Consider the following 20,043-nt stretch of genomic DNA (forward strand, 5'->3'; position numbering starts at 1 on the left):
CCTTTATTCGTTAGATATTTTTATTTCTTCTCCATCTGGTAAAATAAATGCCTGCACAAACTTGACACCTAGTACATCAGCAATGGTCTTCAACTCATCCAAGGTTACAGTTTCTCGTTGTAATTTTTTATTGAAATTCTGTGGAGTCTGGCCAATACGTCTAGCAAGTTCGGAAACACTTATATTCATTTGCTCACACAGTTCTTTAATCATTTCAGCCGTAGTCATACAGCACCTCCAAGTTTACGATAAGAATATCCTAAACCGTTTGATTGATAAATACAATAGTTATTAAAATATTATTATAATCAGCAAGCAAAAGAAAACCCACAACTCTACTGTAGAGTCATGGACTATTTACTTCTGGTTTTTATATTTCCATTTCGATGCCAGATTTGAAGGCTATGACGAAGTGTTCTTCATAGACTGTAACGCTCTGGATTATCTTCCTTACAAGCTTATCATCGTACTCTAAGATACGGAATTTGTTCTTGTGCCTGCAAAAATAACTCTTTAGGAATAGATCGCTTCATGGCTATTTTCAACATAATACTGTGGAACATGCCCTTCATTCTTCACTCATTTCTTGGTTAGAAAATCTACAGTAACAGTCTTTTGCAGAAGGGCATCTCCGATGTATTTTTCATTTTGGAGGATTTTTTAACTGATTCCAATCGCCATCTTGGTGCCGGAGATCCCTTCGTCATAATAAAGACCTGCAAACTTCCATTCAGGATTAGACTTAATATAGCACTCATAGTGTTCACGCTGTGTCTTAAGGTTTTCAAGTTGTTCATCACTATCGGTTGAGACTCTAGCATAGTCAGCAACCCTAAGATTCGTATTAGGTAGTTGTCCTTGGGACAGTTCATCTATTTTTGTTATCTTTTTCATCATCTCACCTCGCTTTCGCCCATTACATACATCACTCTAAAAGCTATTAATAGCAAGCTTTTTAGGACATAATCTCGGCTAAACGGGGAGAGAATTCCTGCCTGTTCAAGGCTGATATTTTGTGTAATTCATCCGCTGTGATTTTGCCTTCTTTATATAGGTTTGCGACAATACTCTCGGTTATGTGAAAGTCATATTCCTTTTGTAATTCTTCCTCTGTCATCTGCTCGGTCTTGCCCTTTAAAGGACAGCCGTTTTTTACTTCATAAATGTTCATAGAAAAACACCTCCTACCTAGTAGCCACGGCAGGAGGTGAAATCTGATGATTTCTTTAATCTTTTTGATAAAATTCACATTCATAGCCATCGGCATCAAGGAGCAGCCCTTTTGCCCAAGGTGGCACTTGACTCATTTGTTTACATACTTCAGTAATAGATATTTGAGTATTGGCTTCAATAATAACTTCATCATGGACATGAGCCACAATACGATAAGTATTAAGCATCTTTATTGAATACATTAAAATATCACGGGAGATGGCTTGAACAATATTCTCTACAAACTTAGGACCGTAACTTTCAAGGCGCTCCCATTTCTTTGTTCCACCTACTCCTTCATAGGTAACAGACTCACCACCAAACTGATTCTCACCAATTCGAGGTTTTACACAGACAAGCCGTCTACCTGGTGAAAGAATGATAAAAAGCATGCCACTAAGACAATGAAACTCGATACCATGGGTTTTTTGTGATTTATTTTCCTTACGCATTATTTAGCCGCCCAATCTACATCCCACCAGAACTGTGTGATGTTGGGATTAGACATTCTCCAGGCATTCACAAGCGGTTTTAATTCTTTCTCTTCAATCCCCATCTCTAATGCACCCATGGCTTTTAGCGCACCAACAGAACCACCATATCCAAGTGCCAATTCAGCAATTTTACCCTTCTGTCTCAAGTGACCGTTCACACCATGCTTTTCAACGGGAACGTTAAACATCTGGGAGGCAGATACACAGTAGATATCATCACCATTAGCAAATACCTTTGTTGGCCATGTTTCGCCTGCGAGCCATGAAAGCACACGAGCCTCAATGACTGAGAAGTCAGCCACAATAAACTTATGATCAACTCTTGATACAAAGGCTGTACGAATCAGTTGTGAAAGGGTATCTGGTATATCTTCATAGAGCAGTTCTAGTGTTTCAACATCACCAGTTATAACAATATTTCGCGCCTCTTTTAAGTCTGGCATATGGTTTTGAAGGAAGTTTTATAATTGCACCAGCCTTCTGGCTTAGAACCAGACCTCAAACCACGGAAAGCCTTTATTTACTTATCTTATTACACTCTTACTTATCTACCCTTGACATCAATATTACCGTCTCAACATGTGGCGTCCGACTCATACCAATCACACATTGCCTCAAACGCTGAGACAGTGCGGTTTGTCGCTGCTTTCTATGGATTAATTTCTACAGCAATTTAACTAAGATGAGTGCTTGCTTATCATACCCAGTCTCACTATTTTAATATTTCATTAGCTAACGGAAACTCAATGAACGCTACTATGTTATAGCGTACTTGGTGCCTGTCGAGTGCGTTATAACAATGTTTCAAGGGATCGATGCTATAATTTAGTTATTGAATACTACAAGGAGTGAAATAGCAATGAGTATGTTTAACCTAATCAGTAAATGGAACAATGCTTCAGAGACTTTTCGAGCTTAACAATACATTCTTAATTTAGCTAAGGAAGAAGATCTAGTGAAGATTGAAGAAGCCATCAAGCAACGTCGAGAAGAGTTAGCTAAAAAGGCGCCCCAAAAGTAGCGGAAAGGCCACCCTATTGTCCACATTCTGCACATACTAAAAGACCGTCCCGTTAACTTTGGCCAGTTGCGGACGATCTTTTAGTAGCCTAAGTAGCTATCTTTAAGGCTGCTTAGTTTTCTTTGAACATTGATATTCTAACCATCAGTGCCAAATACAAGTAACCTACCTTGATTTTTGCTACGTAATCTAAAAACAATCAGCAAAAATTACTACACACTCAATATGGCTCTTCCTTGCCATCAGCTGCTAAATTTGCTTTTATCGTGTCATAGGTTTGTTTATTCTTTTCATTTACAGCTGTTGTATCCAAAATTAGCACTGCGTTAACAATATCATATATTTTTTCCGGATCATTGTTGAAATCATTGGTGGTTATCAAAATGTTCTTTCTAGCCTTTGAGTTTTCCAATACTTTTCTAAATTTATCTCGTTCTGAAATATCACTTATCGCTGTTTGGACTGGATGAAAGATTGCAAAATCCTTATTGTCATTAAATCGAAAGTCCCTATTCTTTTTCCATTGTGTAAATTGAATATTCAATCCGTAAATTTTAAAAATATCTCTTAAATTAAAACGAGGTAATGTCTTACGAAGTCCACGTTCCAAAAAATTTTTTTCATCTTGAACTCGCGTATTGCCTATTACTAATGTTCCATTTTTATAATGTGGCAAATCATTTAAAATTCCGAAAGTTAATAATACTTTATCATCATCAAAGTATCCCCTCACCAAAATATTATGGACTCTTTGATCCATCATCAACTCACTAAATCTATCAACAAATTTTTCTGGTGTCATTTTTTCAATAATCTCAGCCATATATCTAAGCACCTCACTTAATCGTATATGATACTTCATCGGCGATATCACAGATTTCAGCTATCTTAGAAATCAAGGCTAAAACCACATTAGCTGAGAAGTTGGTTTCAATACTAGTTCCATTGTCCAATATTTCTGGCACCCGTTGACTAGCAAACAGCATCTTATTCAATGAGCTGTCACCTTTAATCTTCTCATAGTTGCGACTATCCAATTGCCAAATATACTCCATAAAACTAATCAACATCTTGCGCCAAGAATCGAGTGGAATATCTTCGTCACTGATAGTTAATCTAGTTGGCTTTTTACCAGTAATATCAATTGACTCGGTAATTGTGTGCTCTCCAGAGATATCCTCCACTTGAAGCGTATCAACCGGTCTAGGAAAAATTGAGATTAATTCTTGGGCAAGTTGTTCTGTTCGCTTAACGATACTTTCTTTATTCCAAGTTGGATACTCGGCTGCAATTTCTCGCGTTAAACTGACATTGGATGTTTGGTAAACTTCCTTCTTCTCACTGTACACTTTATTACCCATTTCCTGGTTATACTTAGTTAACGTTAAGTTGCCAATCACACCACCCATTTCCTCATTGATCCGGTTAGCATTAGGGAGTTCAATTCGCCAATCATTGTTTAGCCGTTGTGGCATAATGTGTTCAACCTGGGCATCGTCAAAGTCGATGGTTTCCTTAGTCCGTGACTCCTCTAGAACCACTAACGCTAATTTGACTAAATTATTTCGTAGACTGTACAAGTTAACATTCATCAGACTGTCTGCAAATTTTTTATCATCCGGGAAGGAGGCATTTAGTAATGAAACTAGCCTTGCACGATAATCACCAACTGCCTTTGCCTTATCGCATAAGGCAATTACCATGCGATTTAGCCCATTAGTAGGAAGTTGGCAAACCTTCAGTCGGAAGAGGTAGCTTTCCATGATCTGAGCGACTTCAATCACATCATCTTGGCTAACTTCACCTGTTGAGGTCATCTCCAGCATCATGAAAAAGTAAGGATAAACCACTCGACTGTCCATGGCATTAATGTGACGCAAAATTGGATTTAACTCCTGAATTCCGGTCTCAGCATGGATCAATTGATCATAAAAAATGGCAAACCGATACAGATCGGCTAAGGCATCTTCAGAGTCCAACCCCTGTCCATGGTAAAACTCCTTATAAAGCGGATATATTTTAGCCCTGTTAATCATCTTGTGCATCTTCATTGTTAAATAAAATCTGATGAAATCCGCAAAGGTATTTGTAGTGAAAATCCGCTCCATTTTAACCCAATATTCCTGATATAGGCGAGATTGTTTATCTGAATCTAGCTTCATTAATAGAAAGTTACGCACCAAGTCGGATGCAGACAAGGATACCCCCGTCGAGTTCAAACTTTCAAAAATCACCTGCGGATTCTCATCTTGCACATCATTGGTCAGCTCTATATAAACCATATTGAAATGGTTCAAGGCCTCATAGAGTTCCGTACTTGAGAATTCGGATTGTTGGATCCGCTTTTTGAAATGGCAGATTGTAAAATTTAAGTTGAACATTTTAGTGGACAGAAAAACCCATAAAGGTCTTTAATGGTGTCGTTACAACATTCCATTAGAAAGAAGGACCTTTATGGGTACCACTATCTTATCATTTTCAGACCGCATTGTCATCGAAACGCTTCGTCATGAAAAGCGACTCATAGAATTATTTCCTCCCGTTAAATAATAGATAACTATTAAAAATAGACAATACTTGCTCATAAGTAATGGTACTTAAATTGTTTACTTTGGCGTGTTTCATTGCTTGATGAAACTGATTTTTAGTAAACAGTTGACGATATTCTCGATTGACCCATTTTGAAACAAAGTACGTATATAGCTTCCAATATTTATCTGGAACATCTGTGGTATGGCGGGTAAGTTTTATTAAGACACTGTTTACTTTTGGTTTAGGATGAAAGCATTCCGCTGGCAGCTTAAGCAATTGCTGAATCGAGACTTGAGTGTGCAAGAGCAACCCTAGTGTTCGGTGAATATCCAAGGTACGCTTGTAGAATCCTTCTTCAACAATCAGATAGATGTCAGACGCACGGCTTTCAAAAACCACTTTTTTAATAATTTGTGTGCTTAAATTGTAAGGAATATTCCCAACAATTTTATACCTCTGTTTGTTAGGGAATTGAAACTGTAGAATATCTTGGTGAATTAAAGTGACACGAGTATTCAGTTTTAATTTTTCTGACGATAAGTTGAATAGATGACTGTCTAATTCAATAGACGTTACCTGTTTACTTATTTTAGCCAGTTTCGTCGTTAAATGCCCTTTACCTGTTCCAATTTCGTAAACGGTATCGGTTTCTTTTAAATTCAATTGTTTTATTATTCGGTTGAGTACTTTTTCACTCGTTAAAAAGTTTTGAGAATATTTTATATTTTTGTTCATGTAATCACTCCTGAAGTGATTACATCTGTAAATAAATACAGAAGTTAAACGATTTGTTTGTAATTTTAGTTATCTGTTTAAAAAGTCATAAGATTAGTCACTGGTAGGAATTAATCTAACGTATTTATTTATCTGTGTAATCACTGTTTTTAGTCTGTTTCAAAACAGTAGATGTTTTATCTACATTACGCATTTGGAATACCAACATGACGAATCCCTCCTTCTTAATTACAAATTTTTAGCATCTAATTTAACTTCAATTCCTATTATACAAAATTTTAAGGCAGATTGTAAAATTTAAGTTGAACATTTTAGTGGACAGAAAAACCCATAAAGGTCTTTAATGGTGTCGTTACAACATTCCATTAGAAAGAAGGACCTTTATGGGCACCACTATCTTATCATTTTCAGACCGCATTGTCATCGAAACGCTTCGTCATGAAAAGCGATCTCTTCGATATATCGCTGATTACCTGGGCTTTAGTAAGACTACTATCTTTAATGAAATTCACCGGTTAAAGGGTGAATACCATGCGACTAGTGCGCAAGCCGACCACGAAACTAAACTTAGTTATCGTGGTCGTAAATGCTCATTAACGGCTAACCTCAAGCGACTAATCGAAGACAAGATCAAGATTCAGAAATGGTCAATTGAACAAGTAGCCCATGTGGTTAGGATCGCCTACAAGACTATCTATAACTGGGTCGATCAAGGACTTCTAGATATTCGGATGACTGATTTACCTGACCATGGTATTCGTCGTAAGCGTGCTAAAGAAACCCGTGGGACTTTCAGTCATGGTCGTTCGATTGAAGATCGTCCAGCTGAAGCTTCTGATCGTAATATTGCAGGCCATTTTGAAGCTGATACAGTTTTATCTGGCAAGCGCAAAGGTCAAGCAGTAGCCACGTTTGTCGAACGCAAGAGTCGCCTTACTATCGTTAAACGGCTTGGTGGACGAGATAGCACTTCAATGACTAAGGCTATCCTTGAGTTAGCTAATCAATTAGGAACTAATCTCAAGACACTGACGGTTGATCACGGGAAAGAGTTCGCCAACTACCAATCAATTGAGAAAAATACCGGCGTGCCGTTGTACTTTGCCCATGCTTATTCTCCGCATGAACGTGGTAGTAATGAGAATCGTAATCGAGTGTTACGGCGATTTATTCCTAAGGGTCAGCCAATTGAAGAGATTAGTGATGATGAATTGATTCAGATTAACTGGTATCTGAATTCACGGCCACTCAAATGTTTGAACTGGCGAACTCCAATTGAGATCTTTTTGCTTAATCTGCGTCATTAAATTTGTTCAAGTTATTTATTGCAATCTACCAAATATTGATAGTTTTTTACTACCTTAGAAGGCTCATTATACTGATCGAGTCGGTCATTCATCACGGCCTCAAAGGCTTCCATGTCATGAGCAACGGGTTTCAACTTGAGATGATTATTTTCTTCCAGATATTTGTTGGTCAAATACTGCTCTTGAATCTCTGCCCGCACTTGATCATTTACATCAGCTAAGGACTTCAAAAGAAGCATTAAACTCATTAACCGTTGTTGACCATCAATGATTCGGTAAATATGACTCAGCTTCCGACCCGTTTCAGCAACATAGACAATTGCTCCAATAAAATGATCTTGATCATCCTCAGCGGCAATGGTCAGATCCTTAAACAGCTGGCTACATTGCTGCTCATCCCATTCGTAGTTTCGTTGAAAAACAGGAATTTCAAAGATGGTCTTTCCATTTTCAAGGAAGTCAAACAAATGAATACTGTCTGCTTTCACCTTATTTCTCACCTCCAAATTCTTTTTGAATTACTTCTTCTAGCGTTCCATTCTTCGCATATTCGGCAGCATCAATTTGCTTGAAATGTTTACCAAGCACTGAATTTTTTAAGCCTTCGTCAAAACCAAAGATATAATTAGTTGCAATCAAGTAAATGATCCGAGTTGGAGCCAGACCATAAACTTGATGCTTCATAATATGCTCGATACGTTCCTGGTCATCCGGGAATAATTCCTTCATCTTCTCGTTTTGGAAGAGGCGCTTGACGATTTCAGTAATGTAGAGCCCAGACTTCATGTAAAGGTCCGCAAAAGTCTTATTAGGATCAGCAAAAATTCCTGGGTTATTAGCTTCTAAATCATCGACCATGTGCTTAACTACCGCTTTTGGTGTATAAATCTGATTGGTCTTTTGCGGCGGAATATAATCAAAAATATCTTCATCGTTATCTTCATTAAAGTAATCGCTTAGCTTTTCCTTTAATTCCAAGAATTGTTGAATGGAATCGTTGAAGACTACTTCATCAAAGAGTTGCCCATCAAAGTGCTTCTTCTCACCACTAGCTTCGTCAACATAGTCGCCACCATCACGAAGGAAACGGAATTGATCTTCACTAATCCCTGTTACTTCTTTAAAGACATCATCTTCCGTGTAATCATCAAAGTTCTGTAAGGTTAAGTTTTCATCACCATAAGCCATAATGAAGCTTGGAATGGTCCGTGAAAAACCACGTAAGTGAGCCCGCGCATCCTCTTCGACATTCTTCATCTTTTGCTCTTCTTGATGCTTTTCCACCCGTTCGATTACATTAGCAGGCGTATCGGCAACAGTCTTTTGAACTTGCTGGCGAGCTTTCTTAGTAAACTCTTGTAAGATAGCTTCCGACATTGCTTCATATTCCTGTTTTGCTTTATGCAGTTCTGCTTCACTTTGGGCCACTGCTTGTTTTTGCTGATAGTTAACTTCTGCTAACTTCTTTTTGTCATTCAATTCATCAGCAAGTTTGTGAAATGCTTGCTCGGTATCTTTTTCTACTTGTTTTTGGTAACGTTTAGCTTCCGACTTATTTAAGCCATAATCTTCACTAATTCGATTAACCACTTCTCTACCAACAAAATCATTCAACTGCTTAGCTATTTCTTTAGCGGCAGACTTAAAGTCAGTCTGATCTGTATTAGTAACGGCATCAGCAACCTGCTGCCCCATATCACTATAAACCTTATCGCCAAAAAGATCCTTAGATTTGCCAATCACGCGTTCCTTAGGAATCTCAACTTCTCCTTGATCATTAACAGCAACGTCTTCTGCACCTTCAATTGCTGACTGACTTTTTTTGCTTTTTTCTTCCTTAGCAGTTACCACGCCATCCAAAATTTTGCGTACTTCAGTAGGAGCACTAAAGATCCGGCTGATATTAGTAAAGAGGAAGTTACTCATAAAACCACGCTTAACAACTTCTTGAGACTTCAGATGGCGTGGAATTGACATAACTTGTTTGGCGTCTAATTCCACCATCTTGCCGTCTTCGTCTTCACCAATTACTGGGAAGAAGTTTAGTAGCTGGCGAATATTAGCTTCGTGTTCTTCAACAGTACCCCTACCGTTAGCTGTCTTTTCTAGTAGGTTGTTGGCAAATTCATCAAAAATCGTCAGAGTTCTAGTTGGATCAAAGTCAAAGACATATGCATTTTGCTTTTGAACTAGCTCACCATCGCGATCAAAAGTATAAGGATTTTGCGCCCGAAAAGCCGCCTGCATATATTCCGAGGGGCTCTTCATGCTGGAAAGCATTAATACTCCTGACCAAGGCTTGATGGTCACCCCAGTTGTTAGTTGCCCTACGCTGAGCGTAATCGTCTTGTCGTGAGTTGCAATTGCTCGCTGTACCTTATCGAAAGACTTTTCATTTGCTTGTTCCAACTGATCTTCATTTAATTGATCATCATCAAGCTTACCATCTCCTGCAGCCAAGATAATTTCATATTCACCAAAGACATTGTGATCCTTTAATTTCTTGGCCAGAGCTTTGGCACTATCGACCCGATTTAACAGCCAGAAAGTATGCGCCAGCTCTTGTCGTAACTCTGGTGTTGAGAAGGGATACTTCTCTTGCTTGGTCAGAGCATCCAAGAAACGGTCGACGGCTTCATCGTAAACAAATTTACCATTTTCCTTTGTTTTGAAGAACTCGTTAAGATCAAAGGCTGGGTCGACCTGATCACCATCATCAAGTTTAACCTTGCCCTTTAACTCGTCAGCCATCATTGCTGATACCTGGTAGGTGTACATGTTCAATTGGGGCATCACTTCGTAAGGATTGCTACTACCTTCTTGATTTTCATCCCAGTCCAGTTTAGCTTGCTGTTCATCCGCATAAGACCAATTATAGATTTGGTCTGAAGCAAACTTACCCTTCGCCAAAGCTTTAAATGGTGTCCCAGTCAAATGTAAGGTGTACTTGCGCTTAATCTTATCGAAAGCTTTATCGGTCTTGTAGGTATCTACTCCTTCATGAGCCTCGTCGATTACCAACAAATCCCAGTTCAGTTCACTAATCCACTTCAATTTATCGTAATTACCACCGAAGTAGACTGAGCCTTTTAACCCTTGTAAACTTTCGAAAGCAATTTGCCCATAATCCTTCCCATCTGAAATTGTGTTGATGAATTCACTTCTTGAAAGAACTGGGCGACTCTTCAAAGCATCAGTTTCACTCACAAACTTAAAGTTGGTCTGCCATGCAATGAACTTATCAAAGTCGTCAAACCAAGAATTAGCAATGCTTGGGCGGTTAGTTACTACCAAGACATTTTGCATGTTCATCTGACGAACCAAATCATAAGTGGTTAAGGTCTTACCAAAGCGAGGCTTCGCATTCCACAAAAACTCACTACCTTCGCCATGTTTGATAAAGTACCCAACGGTTTGATCCACTGCCTGTTGTTGCTCTTGGCGCAATTCATACTGGGTCCCATCGTTTCCCTGGACGTCGCTAAAATCACGCTCAGTAAATTTGTAGAAATACTGGTGCGAAGTATCTCCATCAATACGGAACCACTCTGTACTTGGTTTACGTTCAACATGCCGTTTGGTAGTCAAATAATCATGAAATTCGTGATCCGTAAAAGTTTCATCCGTGCCATCCTGATAGCGGGCGTTTCCTTTCCATAATAAATCAACTTTAGCGTCTATCGTATGACTTTGTTGCTTGATCCGATTTTCTACTGATTGTGAAGCAGTATAGCCAATTTTTGTCCAGCCATGGTGGGATTTATCATTGGGCGTTGTATAGGCATAAATCATGGGGATGATCTTTTTGAATGATTTAATGGTTGGTGTTTTCATCTTTAATATTCCCCTTTGTCTCAGAATCTTGAACTTCTTTATTAATCAATTGTTTTTCAGCTTCGCTAATATTAAACATATCAAAAAGCTGAGTATCTATGTCAGACTCCCAATTAATGACACTATTCTCAGAGTAATCTAGAATATCTGGCGTCCATTTTGCAAATGAGGATAATGCTTCGCCAGTAAGCAACAACGTAAAACGAATAAAATTTGATTTCATATAGTCATAGAAGTGCTTTGCATCCGACTGACTATCAAATAATTTCAAGGCCACACGTGAACGGCCAAATATTGATTTGTTATCCAAAATTGATAATTGGTTATCACGATTATTTTGACCTCCTGGATGGGCGCTAGAAACTACAACTTTATATTTGCCAACTAAATCATGACTCTTAGTTAAAAGACTTTTATTCACTACAAACCAATCAGCTCGTCCTGCTGACCCAGATCTATCGTTAGTAAATAATTTCAACTCATTGTCTAAAATTTTTTGTCCTCTATAAGGAGTAACATATTTTTTATTTTCCTCTATAAAATTACTCTCAATTCCAAATAATGTTCTTGGATAAACTGAATCAAACAAGTAGCCTAATTCGTTTTTTGAAACTACTTTTTGAATTTTCTGAGATATCGGAATAAGTTTTGGATCTAAAATTAGCAGTTTATTTCCGGGGTGAGTAACTTTTACGGTTTCAACAGTCCCCCCTTTTATTCTTTCAAAATCAAACGAATCATTTTCCTTAAACATACTCTTTTCAACTATAGTTACCCCATCTGTTATATCTACATTTGGAAAGACCTCAGTTGCATCAGGATAATAAATAATTTTTTCTAAGTGAGGATCGTTTACTTGTTCAAGGCCAAACTTCCTCATTCCTTTTCCTGACTGATGTAGCCATCTTTTCCCAGGATAAATCAAGGAAATACTTTGCTTAGCTAATTTGTCAGCTTGCAACTGAAAATTCTGAAAAATATTGGTCCTAGGCTTTTGCCCATTTTTTGAGATTTTTTCAGAAGATTCTTCCTGATACGGTGGGTTACCAATCACCACATCAAACTTGAATTTCTTATCTTCTCCGCTCATTCTCCCGTTCCTCCTTGTATACTTTCAACACTTCACATATTGCGTATTCTTTTTCAGCTTCTGTCTCTAACTCATCAAATAAACTAAGTTGTCCCTCTGCAGCTCCCACATCATCAATATCACTATTGTTAAATAATGATTTATAGGTAAACACCTCACGTTTAACCTTTCCATCAACTGGCCACCAGTGGCTAAACTCAATCAGCTGGCCATCAATGGTAGTGTACTCAAGCGTATTTCCTTGGACGATATTAGTTGCAATCACAAACTTAGCTGCCTTATAAAATTCCGTCTTGATGCTCAGTTGCTTTTGCAGTTTTGCTTGGTAGTGATTAATCACTACTTCTAACATTGCCTCTCTGGCTTTAAGCATGTTGTCCTGTAAAAGCTCAATTCCGTAAATGCTCATCAACGCCCAGAGTGCTTGCTTAGGCCAGCTTGTCTTGCTGACTTGCTGATCAAGGTACGATAACCGCTGGTGCAAAATCTCAACCAAAAACGCTCCTTCCCCCGCGCTGGGTTCCAAAAAGGTCGCGTGAATGTCTTTGATCTTCTCTTGAATTGCCGGTTCGGCTAGCATTTTTTGCACCATCCATTTGGGGGTAAAGACTTCACCATGATTTTGGACTCGTTCTTTTGATTTAATTAATTCCGTGGATTCAGCTGTTTCTTGTAATTCATATGTTTTTGCTTCTACCGTGAATTCTTGTTCATTAAACAATGAGATTTCATTTTCTTTTGCTATGGGAATTCACCTCTTACTTACTTTCTACTTCACAAATATCACTGATATCGCAATCAAGTGCGATACAGATTTTCAATAAAACTTCGGTCGTAACATTACCATTACGGCCTAACTTAGCAATTGAAGCAGCACTGACGCCACTAGCTTTTTGCAGTTCTTTTTTCTTCATGCCACGGTCAATTAATAACTTCCATAACTTGTTATAGCTAATTTGCATTTGGACCTCCTAGACTTCTTTTAAAAATCCCTCTTCATTTTCATAACTAATCATATTGATATCTTCACTTTTAAAATCTATATCACTTGGTAAATGATCCGGATTTTCAACAACAATTGTTTGGTACTTCTTGCCTCGTTCTATAAAAAGTTCAAAAATACCATGCTTCATACTTTCATTAGGATTGTCACTGTATTTCTCTGATAGCCCCTCAAGTGGTGTATCGATAATTAAAAACTCTGGTTTGTATAAGGCATTCTCATTTATATATTTGCTCAAGGCCATAACTGTAACAGAATTCAGATATGATCTGAAACCTTTACCATGACTAACTGCTTGCTTTTTACCATTGATCATGATATCAAATGAAGTTTGACCAAAGGTGGCAACATGATGCTTAGGATAATTTCCCTTCTCTAACAGAGAATTTAAAATATCACCCATATCAGTATAAAATTTTTCTCCCAACTCTTGTTTGGGCTTGAATTTAACATCCTTTTCTGGTATTCCTTCCTCAGTCAATTCGTTAATCCTTGATGCCCAATTTTCTAATAAATCGTCAAAGACCCTAACTTGTGACATTACCTCTATCTGTTCTCGGTAATCCTTCTCAGTCGCTTTTATTTTGTCAAGACGTGGATATAGCTTCTCATTAAGCTCTGTTTGGATTACATTTCGTTCCTTCTCCAGATCAACATAATGCTTCTGCAAAGAAAGGTTCTCTTCAGTGAGGCTATCTATTGCTTGCTCAAGATCGTTTAATAAAGCAAGGGTTCTGGAAAGTTCTTTCTGAGCTGCCTCAACATGCTTAGTTTCATTTTCAACGTTAGTAACTGGCTGCTCACATACTGGACAAAGTAAAGGTTCTTCAATATTCTCAAAAGCAATTTCTCCATCAACAATGAAACTTAACCTCTTAATGTCAGAAATATATTGCCCCTTTAGTGACGCATATCTGGATAACGTTACATCTACTGCCACTATCTTGTCATTAAGCTCGCTCATCTGGTTAAAGCACTCCTTACTTTTAGCGAGCTTGCTTGTCACAAGACCGGATATTTCATCTAATTGTTTACTTAAATTATCCAGTTCCACCTGTAGTTCCGTCTTATCCCCACTACTTTTTTGCTTTAGCTGAGCTTTTTTGTGCTCTGCCATTTCAATTTGTCCAGAAATTGTGCCATCAATATTTAAGGACAGCGAATCTTTCTGATTCCTACCGCCAAAAGCATATTCGATAAACTGAACGATCATAGTCTTTCCATGATTTGATAAGCCTTCAATCAAATTAAAGCCTTTTGTAAATTTTACGACCGCATCTTCAACGCCATAGCCTTGAACACGCACCAATTTGATGTAAAAAGACAATTCTATCACCCTACTTTCATACTAAATTGTTTGCTAAGTATTGAAAATAATTGTTCATCATCTCTTTTACCAATTAAATCGATTGCCTTTCTTAAAGTCCCTTGATACCTCTCCGCGTAGTCATCATTGACCTGATCAATAATTTTTCTTCCGTTGTTTGTTAGCCTGTATGTATATCCTAGGTTTGAGTCATAAAGTTCCTCAGCTAGCTCACACAAGCGTAAGTATGCTATCGTCTTATCAATTAACTTTTTTCGAATAGCTATCTCCGAAATATCAAACTGATTGTTGCCATGTAAATTTTCATTTGCAATTTTACAAGCTTTACCATAGGTAGACATTAGATCGAGTGCTAATATTTTCAATTTCGTTATTTTTTTGGAATTTTTAAGAATCAATATTACTCGTAATGCTAGTTCAAATCTACTATTAAACAACTTCATCATAATCCACCTTTACCCACGATTTTATTTTTCCATCATTAACTAAAACATGACATAATCCTTTCTTAGTGTCGTTTCCAAGGATGTTATCAATATTTTTCAAATTTGATCTGTCAAGCTGTAAAATAACCACTTGCTGATGAACCTTTTTTAACCTCTTGATACCATCAGTGCCGAAGGCTTCATCATGATAAACGGGCTCAATACCTTCATAGACATCCTGTTTCAATAAATCATATTGATCATCAAAATCAACCACCGTATCTCTCAAAGATCGTTCATACCAAGCAGCTTCGTTAAAACACCTTTTTTGTCTCTCAAAGTGGCTCTTATAATCGCTATTTTCTATGTTTTCAGCAGTAATATTTTGTTTTCCTTTTTCCGAGTACGCTTCAAAAAAGGCATAACAATACAGTAGAGTACGTGTTACTTCTAATTCGTTGCTCATTAAGTGTTTAGACACTTTAAAAGAAACTCCGTCAACATTGATTTCTTCTTTATCACGCACATACCTTATATATTGATGAACTCCACTACGAACATCGATTTTTTCCTCCTCACTTTTTTTGAGTGGGGATTTTTTATTTTTATTATTTTTTAGATGGTTGCCTGCTTTTAGAGAATCAACCAATAAGTTATAGCATACCCTCCCAACTGTACCTCTATCCATAGGCACTCCAGTAAGCTTTTTAAGGTCTTTAGCAAGGTTACTTCTACCATCTTCAGAGATATTTTCTTCTATATAATCCGCAAATATGCTTCCTCCGGCTAAATTGTTAAGTATTTTTGCAGTCGCGCTTTTTGATAGACCAGTTGCAAAAATAGTTTTGTAAGTTGTATCGGATTTAAACTCATGCATTTTCTCAGTCGTTATAAGGCTGATGACTTTTCTAGCTACATCATATCCCGCCGTACCGTCTTTATCCGTCCAGTACTTCTTTAAGATCCCGAGTATTTGATTAAAACACACATCCATAAACGTCATTCCACCCAATTTGACATTTTTTGTCTAAATCTGACTTTTTCTGGCTGAGGCATTTTTCTTACATTGTTATTATCAAACCATCAGCTAGAGATTAGTGCTCGGCACCAATGACCCTACACACATTAAATTATAAATGCGTCTGGGTGGATGCTCAATATCAAATTTATGCGTTCGCATATTTTTTTAGCTGTTCGGCATGGGATAAATGATCATTATCTGTTACTAGCATGCCATCCAAAGTTAATATCATCTTGTAACAAAGCCACTATAAGGCGCTGTTGCAGTACCCAAGCGATTCAATCGTTTAGGTTTGTTTAACGCGCTTTTCTAGTGGCTTTTTGCATTCTTTCGATTCCTTCGCTTGGGTAATCCAAGTTAGGAGGACTTTTTATGTTGTTTTTCAAGAAAACAGATTATGAAGTTGTTGCTAAGCAAGATGGTGAATTCACTGTTCGAATTAAGGGAAAACCTGGTCAAACCATTACCGTTGGTGAAGTCATTCTTGATCTCAATAATGATCAGTACAATTCTGACCACCGCTTCTATCGTCACCAAGACTCGTTCTTCCAATCACCATCTGATGAAGAAGGCGTCGAAAATGATTCATTCAGTAGTCTAGCAGACCGGGTATCAATTGAAGTTACTTCAACTTATGGCACAGAGGCAATTCTTGATCAGTTAATTGCTCAAGAGAATGAGAAACTAGTTCGCCTCCTGATAGAAAAAATCACCATCTTCAAAAGCAAAATTGAATTTACTTGGTTGTATAATATTTAGGACTGATAATGTAAAATTTTTTTGCATTACGGTCCTTCTTTTATTTTCTCCATTTTTACGGCAAAATAAAAGAGATGGCCCACAACGCCAATCTAATTAAAGAAAGGACACCATCTCTATGGATAATAATATCAAACTTTTACTTGGAATTACAGACCCTAATTTAACTATTGACCCTAAATATCAATATACTTCGTATATTGAAGAAAAAATTATTAAAAATAGTAAGGCTTTGCTCTGTCATCTATATTTGTCTTACCCTATGTATTGCCCTAATTGTAAAGCATTGATGTTACATAACGGCACTAAAGTAGTTAATAATATTCATCTTTCTTCTGCTGGTAAAAAGCTTGTGCTTTCTATAAGAAAACAGAAGTATCTGTGTCCTGAGTGCAAAAAGACTGCGACAGCTAAATTTAAAGATACTAACTATCATGATCATTTTTCTAATGCTGTTAAAGCCAAACTTGTACGTGATTTAAGTCTATCCAGACCTATGTGTGAAATTGCTGCGGACTCTTTTACATCTTCAAACACAATTATTAGATCTTTAGAGAATGTAGAAAATAATTTTAAAGTCAATTGTAACTGGCTTCCTAGTCACTTATCCTTAGATGACTTCAAATCTGGTAAAAGATTTTCATCTAGTGGTATGAGTATGTGTTTAATCAACGCAGTCAATCATCGGATTATAGATATAATTCCTGAAAGAAATAATAAATTCCTTAGGAATTATTTCATTCAATATAGTTACAAAGCTAGATTATCAGTAATGACTATAACTGTTGACTTATATGCACCTTACCGCAGTTTGATTAAGGAGCTATTCCCTAATGCATTTATTATTGCAGATAAATTTCATGTGGTTACACAGGCATATACAGCTATGAATAAAATTAGAATTAGGGTTATGAAAGAATATGGAGCTGGAACCCATGAGTATCGAGCTTTGAAACGTTTTTGGAAACTACTTCTAAAAAATCAAGATGATGTTGATTATCATCGATATTATCCAAGGATAAATTTTAAATACGCTGAATTAAGCGATTCTGAAGTTTTAGATCGTTTATTTGATATGTCTTCTGAATTGAAAACAGCCTATGAATATTATCAGTTACTTCTACAAATGTACCGTAAAAACAGTTGTCAATTACTAAATTTATTAACTGATACAGTTTCTTGGAATCCTCCACCAGAAATGAGACAAGCTTTAAAAACTATCAAGAAGCATAAGGCAGAAATAGAAAATAGTTTTGTTTTACCTAGACTTACCAATGGTCCTATTGAAGGCGTCAATAATCACATTAAAGTAATTAAGCGTATAGCCTATGGCTATAATAATTTTAAGCATTTTAGACTCAGGATTCTGCTTTCGCTAAAAAATAATGTAATTTTCTTCTCCACCTAAAACAAAAAAACTATTAGACTTCCATCTAATAGTTTAAAAATAATAATTAAAATTTTGGCATCAGTCCTTTTTGACAAAGAACCATTTACTTTCAAGGATGGTGAAGTGATTACAATTAAAGCATAGCCGTTTAATCTCGCACTCAGTCAATTTGGCTGGGTGCTTTTTGGTTTTGTGGGAACCTATCACTACTAACTATGGAAACAGGTCAACGTGGCTTGTGGGAACATATCAACTTTATTCAATCACCCTGTTTGTGTAAACCGATCACCCCGAAATTAAGCCAATTTTGAAGGTCGTCTGTGGGAGCATATCACCACTTAAGAGAAGACTATTAAATCAAGGCTTCTAACTTGGTAACAAAAAAGTGTGTCTATCTGTGGGAACTGGTCACGAATAGATACACATTTCGTAATTTTATAAATGCCTTAACAGCGCCGTTTCTGGCACCCTACTTTTTCCGCTCAAGGACTGTCACGCTCTCGACGTGTGCCGTTTGTGGGAACTGGTCAACGGGTTGTAATGGAGCACTGACGTGATAGCCTTTTTCCATGAAGCTTTGCAAATCACGCACCAAGGTGGCTGGATTGCAACTGACATAGACAATTTTTTGTGGCTGCATCTGTGTTGCACTTGTTATCAAGCTTTCCGTTAAGCCTTTGCGTGGAGGATCAACCACAATTACATCGGGTTTAATACCTTGTTTTTGCCAAGTCGCCATCCAATCTTCGGCATTACCAACTTCAAATTCAATATTAGCCAAACCATTTAGCTTAGCATTTTGTTTAGCATCTTCAATCGCTTGTTCCACAATTTCTACGCCATACACTTTTTTAGCATGTTTAGCGAGGTTTAGCGAAATTGTGCCAATCCCACAATATGCATCGATCACGGTTTCTTGGCCACTCAAGCCGGCTTGTTCAATCGCCAAATTATACAATTTTTCAGTTTGTGTTGGATTAACTTGGTAAAATGATTGGGCCGAGATTTTAAACTTCAAGCCATTTAGCTCATCGATAATTTCATTTTTACCGGCAAGATTTTGTGTAGTTTCGCCTAAAATAACATTAGTCTTGGCTGAATTGATATTTTGCAAAACACCGACCACATCTGGACAAGTTGCCATAATTTCTTGAGCGATTTGTTGGGCGTCTCTTAGCTTAGCACTTCTAGTCACCAAAACGACCAAGACTTCCTTAGAATAATAGCCTCTTCGCACCATCAAATGCCGTAACGTCCCTTGATGCTTTTCTTCATCATATGCACTGATACCATGTTTTTGTAAGATTTCACAGCAGACCTGTAAAACCTCATCAATCCGTTGATCTTGAATCAAGAAATCTTTCAAAGCGACAAATTTATGACTGCCTTTTCTAAAAAAGCCGGTTGCCAATTTACCATCAACCATCCGTACGGGAACTTGAGCCTTATTGCGATAATGCAGTGGCTCGCTCATTCCTAGCGTTGGAGCGACTTCTAAGTCTTCTAAGTGCGCTTTTTTTAACAAATCAACCACTAATTTACGTTTAAACTTCAACTGTTCAGCATAAGCCAAATGTTGCAGTGGGGCAATCCCTGTTTGCGTGTAGGCATTGCCGTTGCCTTCCACACGGGCAGGACTTTTAGTTATCCACTCTACCACTTTAGCAAAACCATAATTTTTATTGGTCTTTAAGACATGTAAGACCACTTCTTCACCAGGTAAAGCAGCTTGCACAAACAATGGGTAACCCTCTACTTTAGCTACACCCATTCCTTCATAAGTCAAATCCGCAATCGTTGCCGTAATCTTTTGATTTTTTTGGACTGGTAATTTTACTTTTGCCATTATTTTCTCCTCAACGTTCATTTTGCCAAACAAAAAAGCCAAGCATC

General features: G+C 37.4%; 19 protein-coding genes and 4 pseudogenes. 3 read left to right on the forward strand and 20 right to left on the reverse strand.

What is annotated here, in order from left to right; translation table 11 throughout:
• Positions 1-3: 3 nt before the first annotated feature.
• The 11 genes and pseudogenes from QM017_RS06245 to QM017_RS06290 form a co-directional block, all read right to left on the reverse strand.
• Positions 4-228, reverse strand: coding sequence for a helix-turn-helix transcriptional regulator (locus tag QM017_RS06245; RefSeq protein WP_282709158.1), 225 nt, complete (start codon positions 226-228; stop codon positions 4-6).
• A 142-nt stretch (positions 229-370) separates the two neighbouring features.
• Positions 371-457: pseudogene (locus QM017_RS06250) on the reverse strand (site-specific recombinase); the annotation flags it as partial.
• Positions 458-482: 25 nt separating this feature from the next.
• A pseudogene (locus QM017_RS06255) lies at positions 483-686 on the reverse strand (recombinase family protein); the annotation flags it as partial.
• Positions 661-897 carry a recombinase family protein gene (locus tag QM017_RS06260; protein WP_349238477.1) on the reverse strand — a complete coding sequence of 79 codons (237 nt, stop codon included), beginning with the start codon at positions 895-897 and terminating at the stop codon, positions 661-663. The gene QM017_RS06260 and the pseudogene QM017_RS06255, both read right to left, overlap by 26 nt.
• Positions 898-955: 58 nt before the next feature.
• Complete coding sequence (locus tag QM017_RS06265) at positions 956-1,171, reverse strand: SHOCT domain-containing protein (protein WP_282709160.1); 216 nt, start codon at positions 1,169-1,171, stop codon at positions 956-958.
• A gap of 55 nt (positions 1,172-1,226) precedes the next feature.
• Positions 1,227-2,191 (reverse strand): annotated as a pseudogene (locus QM017_RS06270) (DNA polymerase); the annotation flags it as partial.
• 756 nt (positions 2,192-2,947) lie between these two features.
• Positions 2,948-3,550 (reverse strand): hypothetical protein, encoded by a 603-nt coding sequence (locus QM017_RS06275; protein ID WP_081509801.1) that lies wholly within the window; start codon positions 3,548-3,550, stop codon positions 2,948-2,950.
• A gap of 13 nt (positions 3,551-3,563) precedes the next feature.
• Positions 3,564-4,763, reverse strand: coding sequence for an HNH endonuclease family protein (locus QM017_RS06280; RefSeq protein ID WP_282709161.1), 1,200 nt, complete (start codon positions 4,761-4,763; stop codon positions 3,564-3,566).
• 138 nt (positions 4,764-4,901) lie between these two features.
• Positions 4,902-5,108, reverse strand: a pseudogene (locus QM017_RS09245) (DUF262 domain-containing protein); the annotation flags it as partial.
• Between the two features lie 148 nt (positions 5,109-5,256).
• The gene (erm(B), locus tag QM017_RS06285; RefSeq protein WP_220171843.1) at positions 5,257-5,994 is read right to left on the reverse strand and encodes a 23S rRNA (adenine(2058)-N(6))-methyltransferase Erm(B); all 738 of its coding nucleotides are present in this window, start codon (positions 5,992-5,994) and stop codon (positions 5,257-5,259) included.
• A 124-nt stretch (positions 5,995-6,118) separates the two neighbouring features.
• Positions 6,119-6,202, reverse strand: coding sequence for a 23S rRNA methyltransferase attenuation leader peptide (locus tag QM017_RS06290; protein WP_001865637.1), 84 nt, complete (start codon positions 6,200-6,202; stop codon positions 6,119-6,121).
• 175 nt (positions 6,203-6,377) lie between these two features.
• Here QM017_RS06290 and QM017_RS06295 point away from each other — a divergent pair, with 175 nt between their 5' ends.
• Positions 6,378-7,301 (forward strand): IS30 family transposase, encoded by a 924-nt coding sequence (locus tag QM017_RS06295; protein WP_003709292.1) that lies wholly within the window; start codon positions 6,378-6,380, stop codon positions 7,299-7,301.
• Positions 7,302-7,312: 11 nt separating this feature from the next.
• Here the strand turns inward: QM017_RS06295 and QM017_RS06300 are convergent, their stop codons facing one another.
• Genes QM017_RS06300 through QM017_RS06335 form a run of 8 tightly spaced genes read right to left on the reverse strand, consistent with a single transcriptional unit; the run spans position 7,313 to position 15,983 of the window.
• Positions 7,313-7,789 (reverse strand): DUF262 domain-containing protein, encoded by a 477-nt coding sequence (locus QM017_RS06300; protein ID WP_282709162.1) that lies wholly within the window; start codon positions 7,787-7,789, stop codon positions 7,313-7,315.
• A gap of 1 nt (position 7,790) precedes the next feature.
• A complete protein-coding gene (locus QM017_RS06305) occupies positions 7,791-11,135 on the reverse strand; it encodes a DEAD/DEAH box helicase family protein (protein ID WP_282709163.1) in 3,345 nt (1,114 codons plus the stop codon).
• Positions 11,116-12,225, reverse strand: a complete 1,110-nt coding sequence (locus tag QM017_RS06310; RefSeq protein WP_282709164.1) for an Eco57I restriction-modification methylase domain-containing protein — start codon at positions 12,223-12,225, stop codon at positions 11,116-11,118. The genes QM017_RS06305 and QM017_RS06310 overlap by 20 nt, the downstream gene beginning before the upstream one ends.
• A complete protein-coding gene (locus tag QM017_RS06315) occupies positions 12,209-12,946 on the reverse strand; it encodes a methylase (protein ID WP_282709165.1) in 738 nt (245 codons plus the stop codon). The genes QM017_RS06310 and QM017_RS06315 overlap by 17 nt, the downstream gene beginning before the upstream one ends.
• Before the next feature lie 37 nt (positions 12,947-12,983).
• Complete coding sequence (locus tag QM017_RS06320) at positions 12,984-13,187, reverse strand: helix-turn-helix transcriptional regulator (protein WP_095076506.1); 204 nt, start codon at positions 13,185-13,187, stop codon at positions 12,984-12,986.
• A gap of 9 nt (positions 13,188-13,196) precedes the next feature.
• Positions 13,197-14,555 (reverse strand): AAA family ATPase, encoded by a 1,359-nt coding sequence (locus tag QM017_RS06325; protein ID WP_282709166.1) that lies wholly within the window; start codon positions 14,553-14,555, stop codon positions 13,197-13,199.
• Between the two features lie 5 nt (positions 14,556-14,560).
• Positions 14,561-14,998 carry an ABC-three component system middle component 2 gene (locus QM017_RS06330; protein WP_282709167.1) on the reverse strand — a complete coding sequence of 146 codons (438 nt, stop codon included), beginning with the start codon at positions 14,996-14,998 and terminating at the stop codon, positions 14,561-14,563.
• Positions 14,985-15,983 (reverse strand): ABC-three component system protein, encoded by a 999-nt coding sequence (locus tag QM017_RS06335; protein ID WP_282709168.1) that lies wholly within the window; start codon positions 15,981-15,983, stop codon positions 14,985-14,987. The genes QM017_RS06330 and QM017_RS06335 overlap by 14 nt, the downstream gene beginning before the upstream one ends.
• 390 nt (positions 15,984-16,373) lie before the next feature.
• Between QM017_RS06335 and QM017_RS06340 the strand changes: the two genes are divergently transcribed.
• Both QM017_RS06340 and QM017_RS06345 read left to right on the forward strand, forming a co-directional pair.
• Positions 16,374-16,760, forward strand: coding sequence for a hypothetical protein (locus QM017_RS06340; RefSeq protein WP_282709169.1), 387 nt, complete (start codon positions 16,374-16,376; stop codon positions 16,758-16,760).
• 118 nt (positions 16,761-16,878) lie between these two features.
• A complete protein-coding gene (locus QM017_RS06345; RefSeq protein WP_282708737.1) occupies positions 16,879-18,168 on the forward strand; it encodes an ISL3 family transposase in 1,290 nt (429 codons plus the stop codon).
• Positions 18,169-18,619: 451 nt separating this feature from the next.
• On the opposite strand, the gene rlmD is transcribed toward QM017_RS06345, so the two are convergent.
• The gene (gene rlmD, locus QM017_RS06350) at positions 18,620-19,996 is read right to left on the reverse strand and encodes a 23S rRNA (uracil(1939)-C(5))-methyltransferase RlmD (RefSeq protein WP_282709170.1); all 1,377 of its coding nucleotides are present in this window, start codon (positions 19,994-19,996) and stop codon (positions 18,620-18,622) included.
• Positions 19,997-20,043: the final 47 nt, after the last annotated feature.

The sequence above is a fragment of the Ligilactobacillus sp. Marseille-Q7487 genome, from assembly GCF_949152225.1.
Classification (GTDB): Bacteria; Bacillota; Bacilli; order Lactobacillales; family Lactobacillaceae; genus Ligilactobacillus.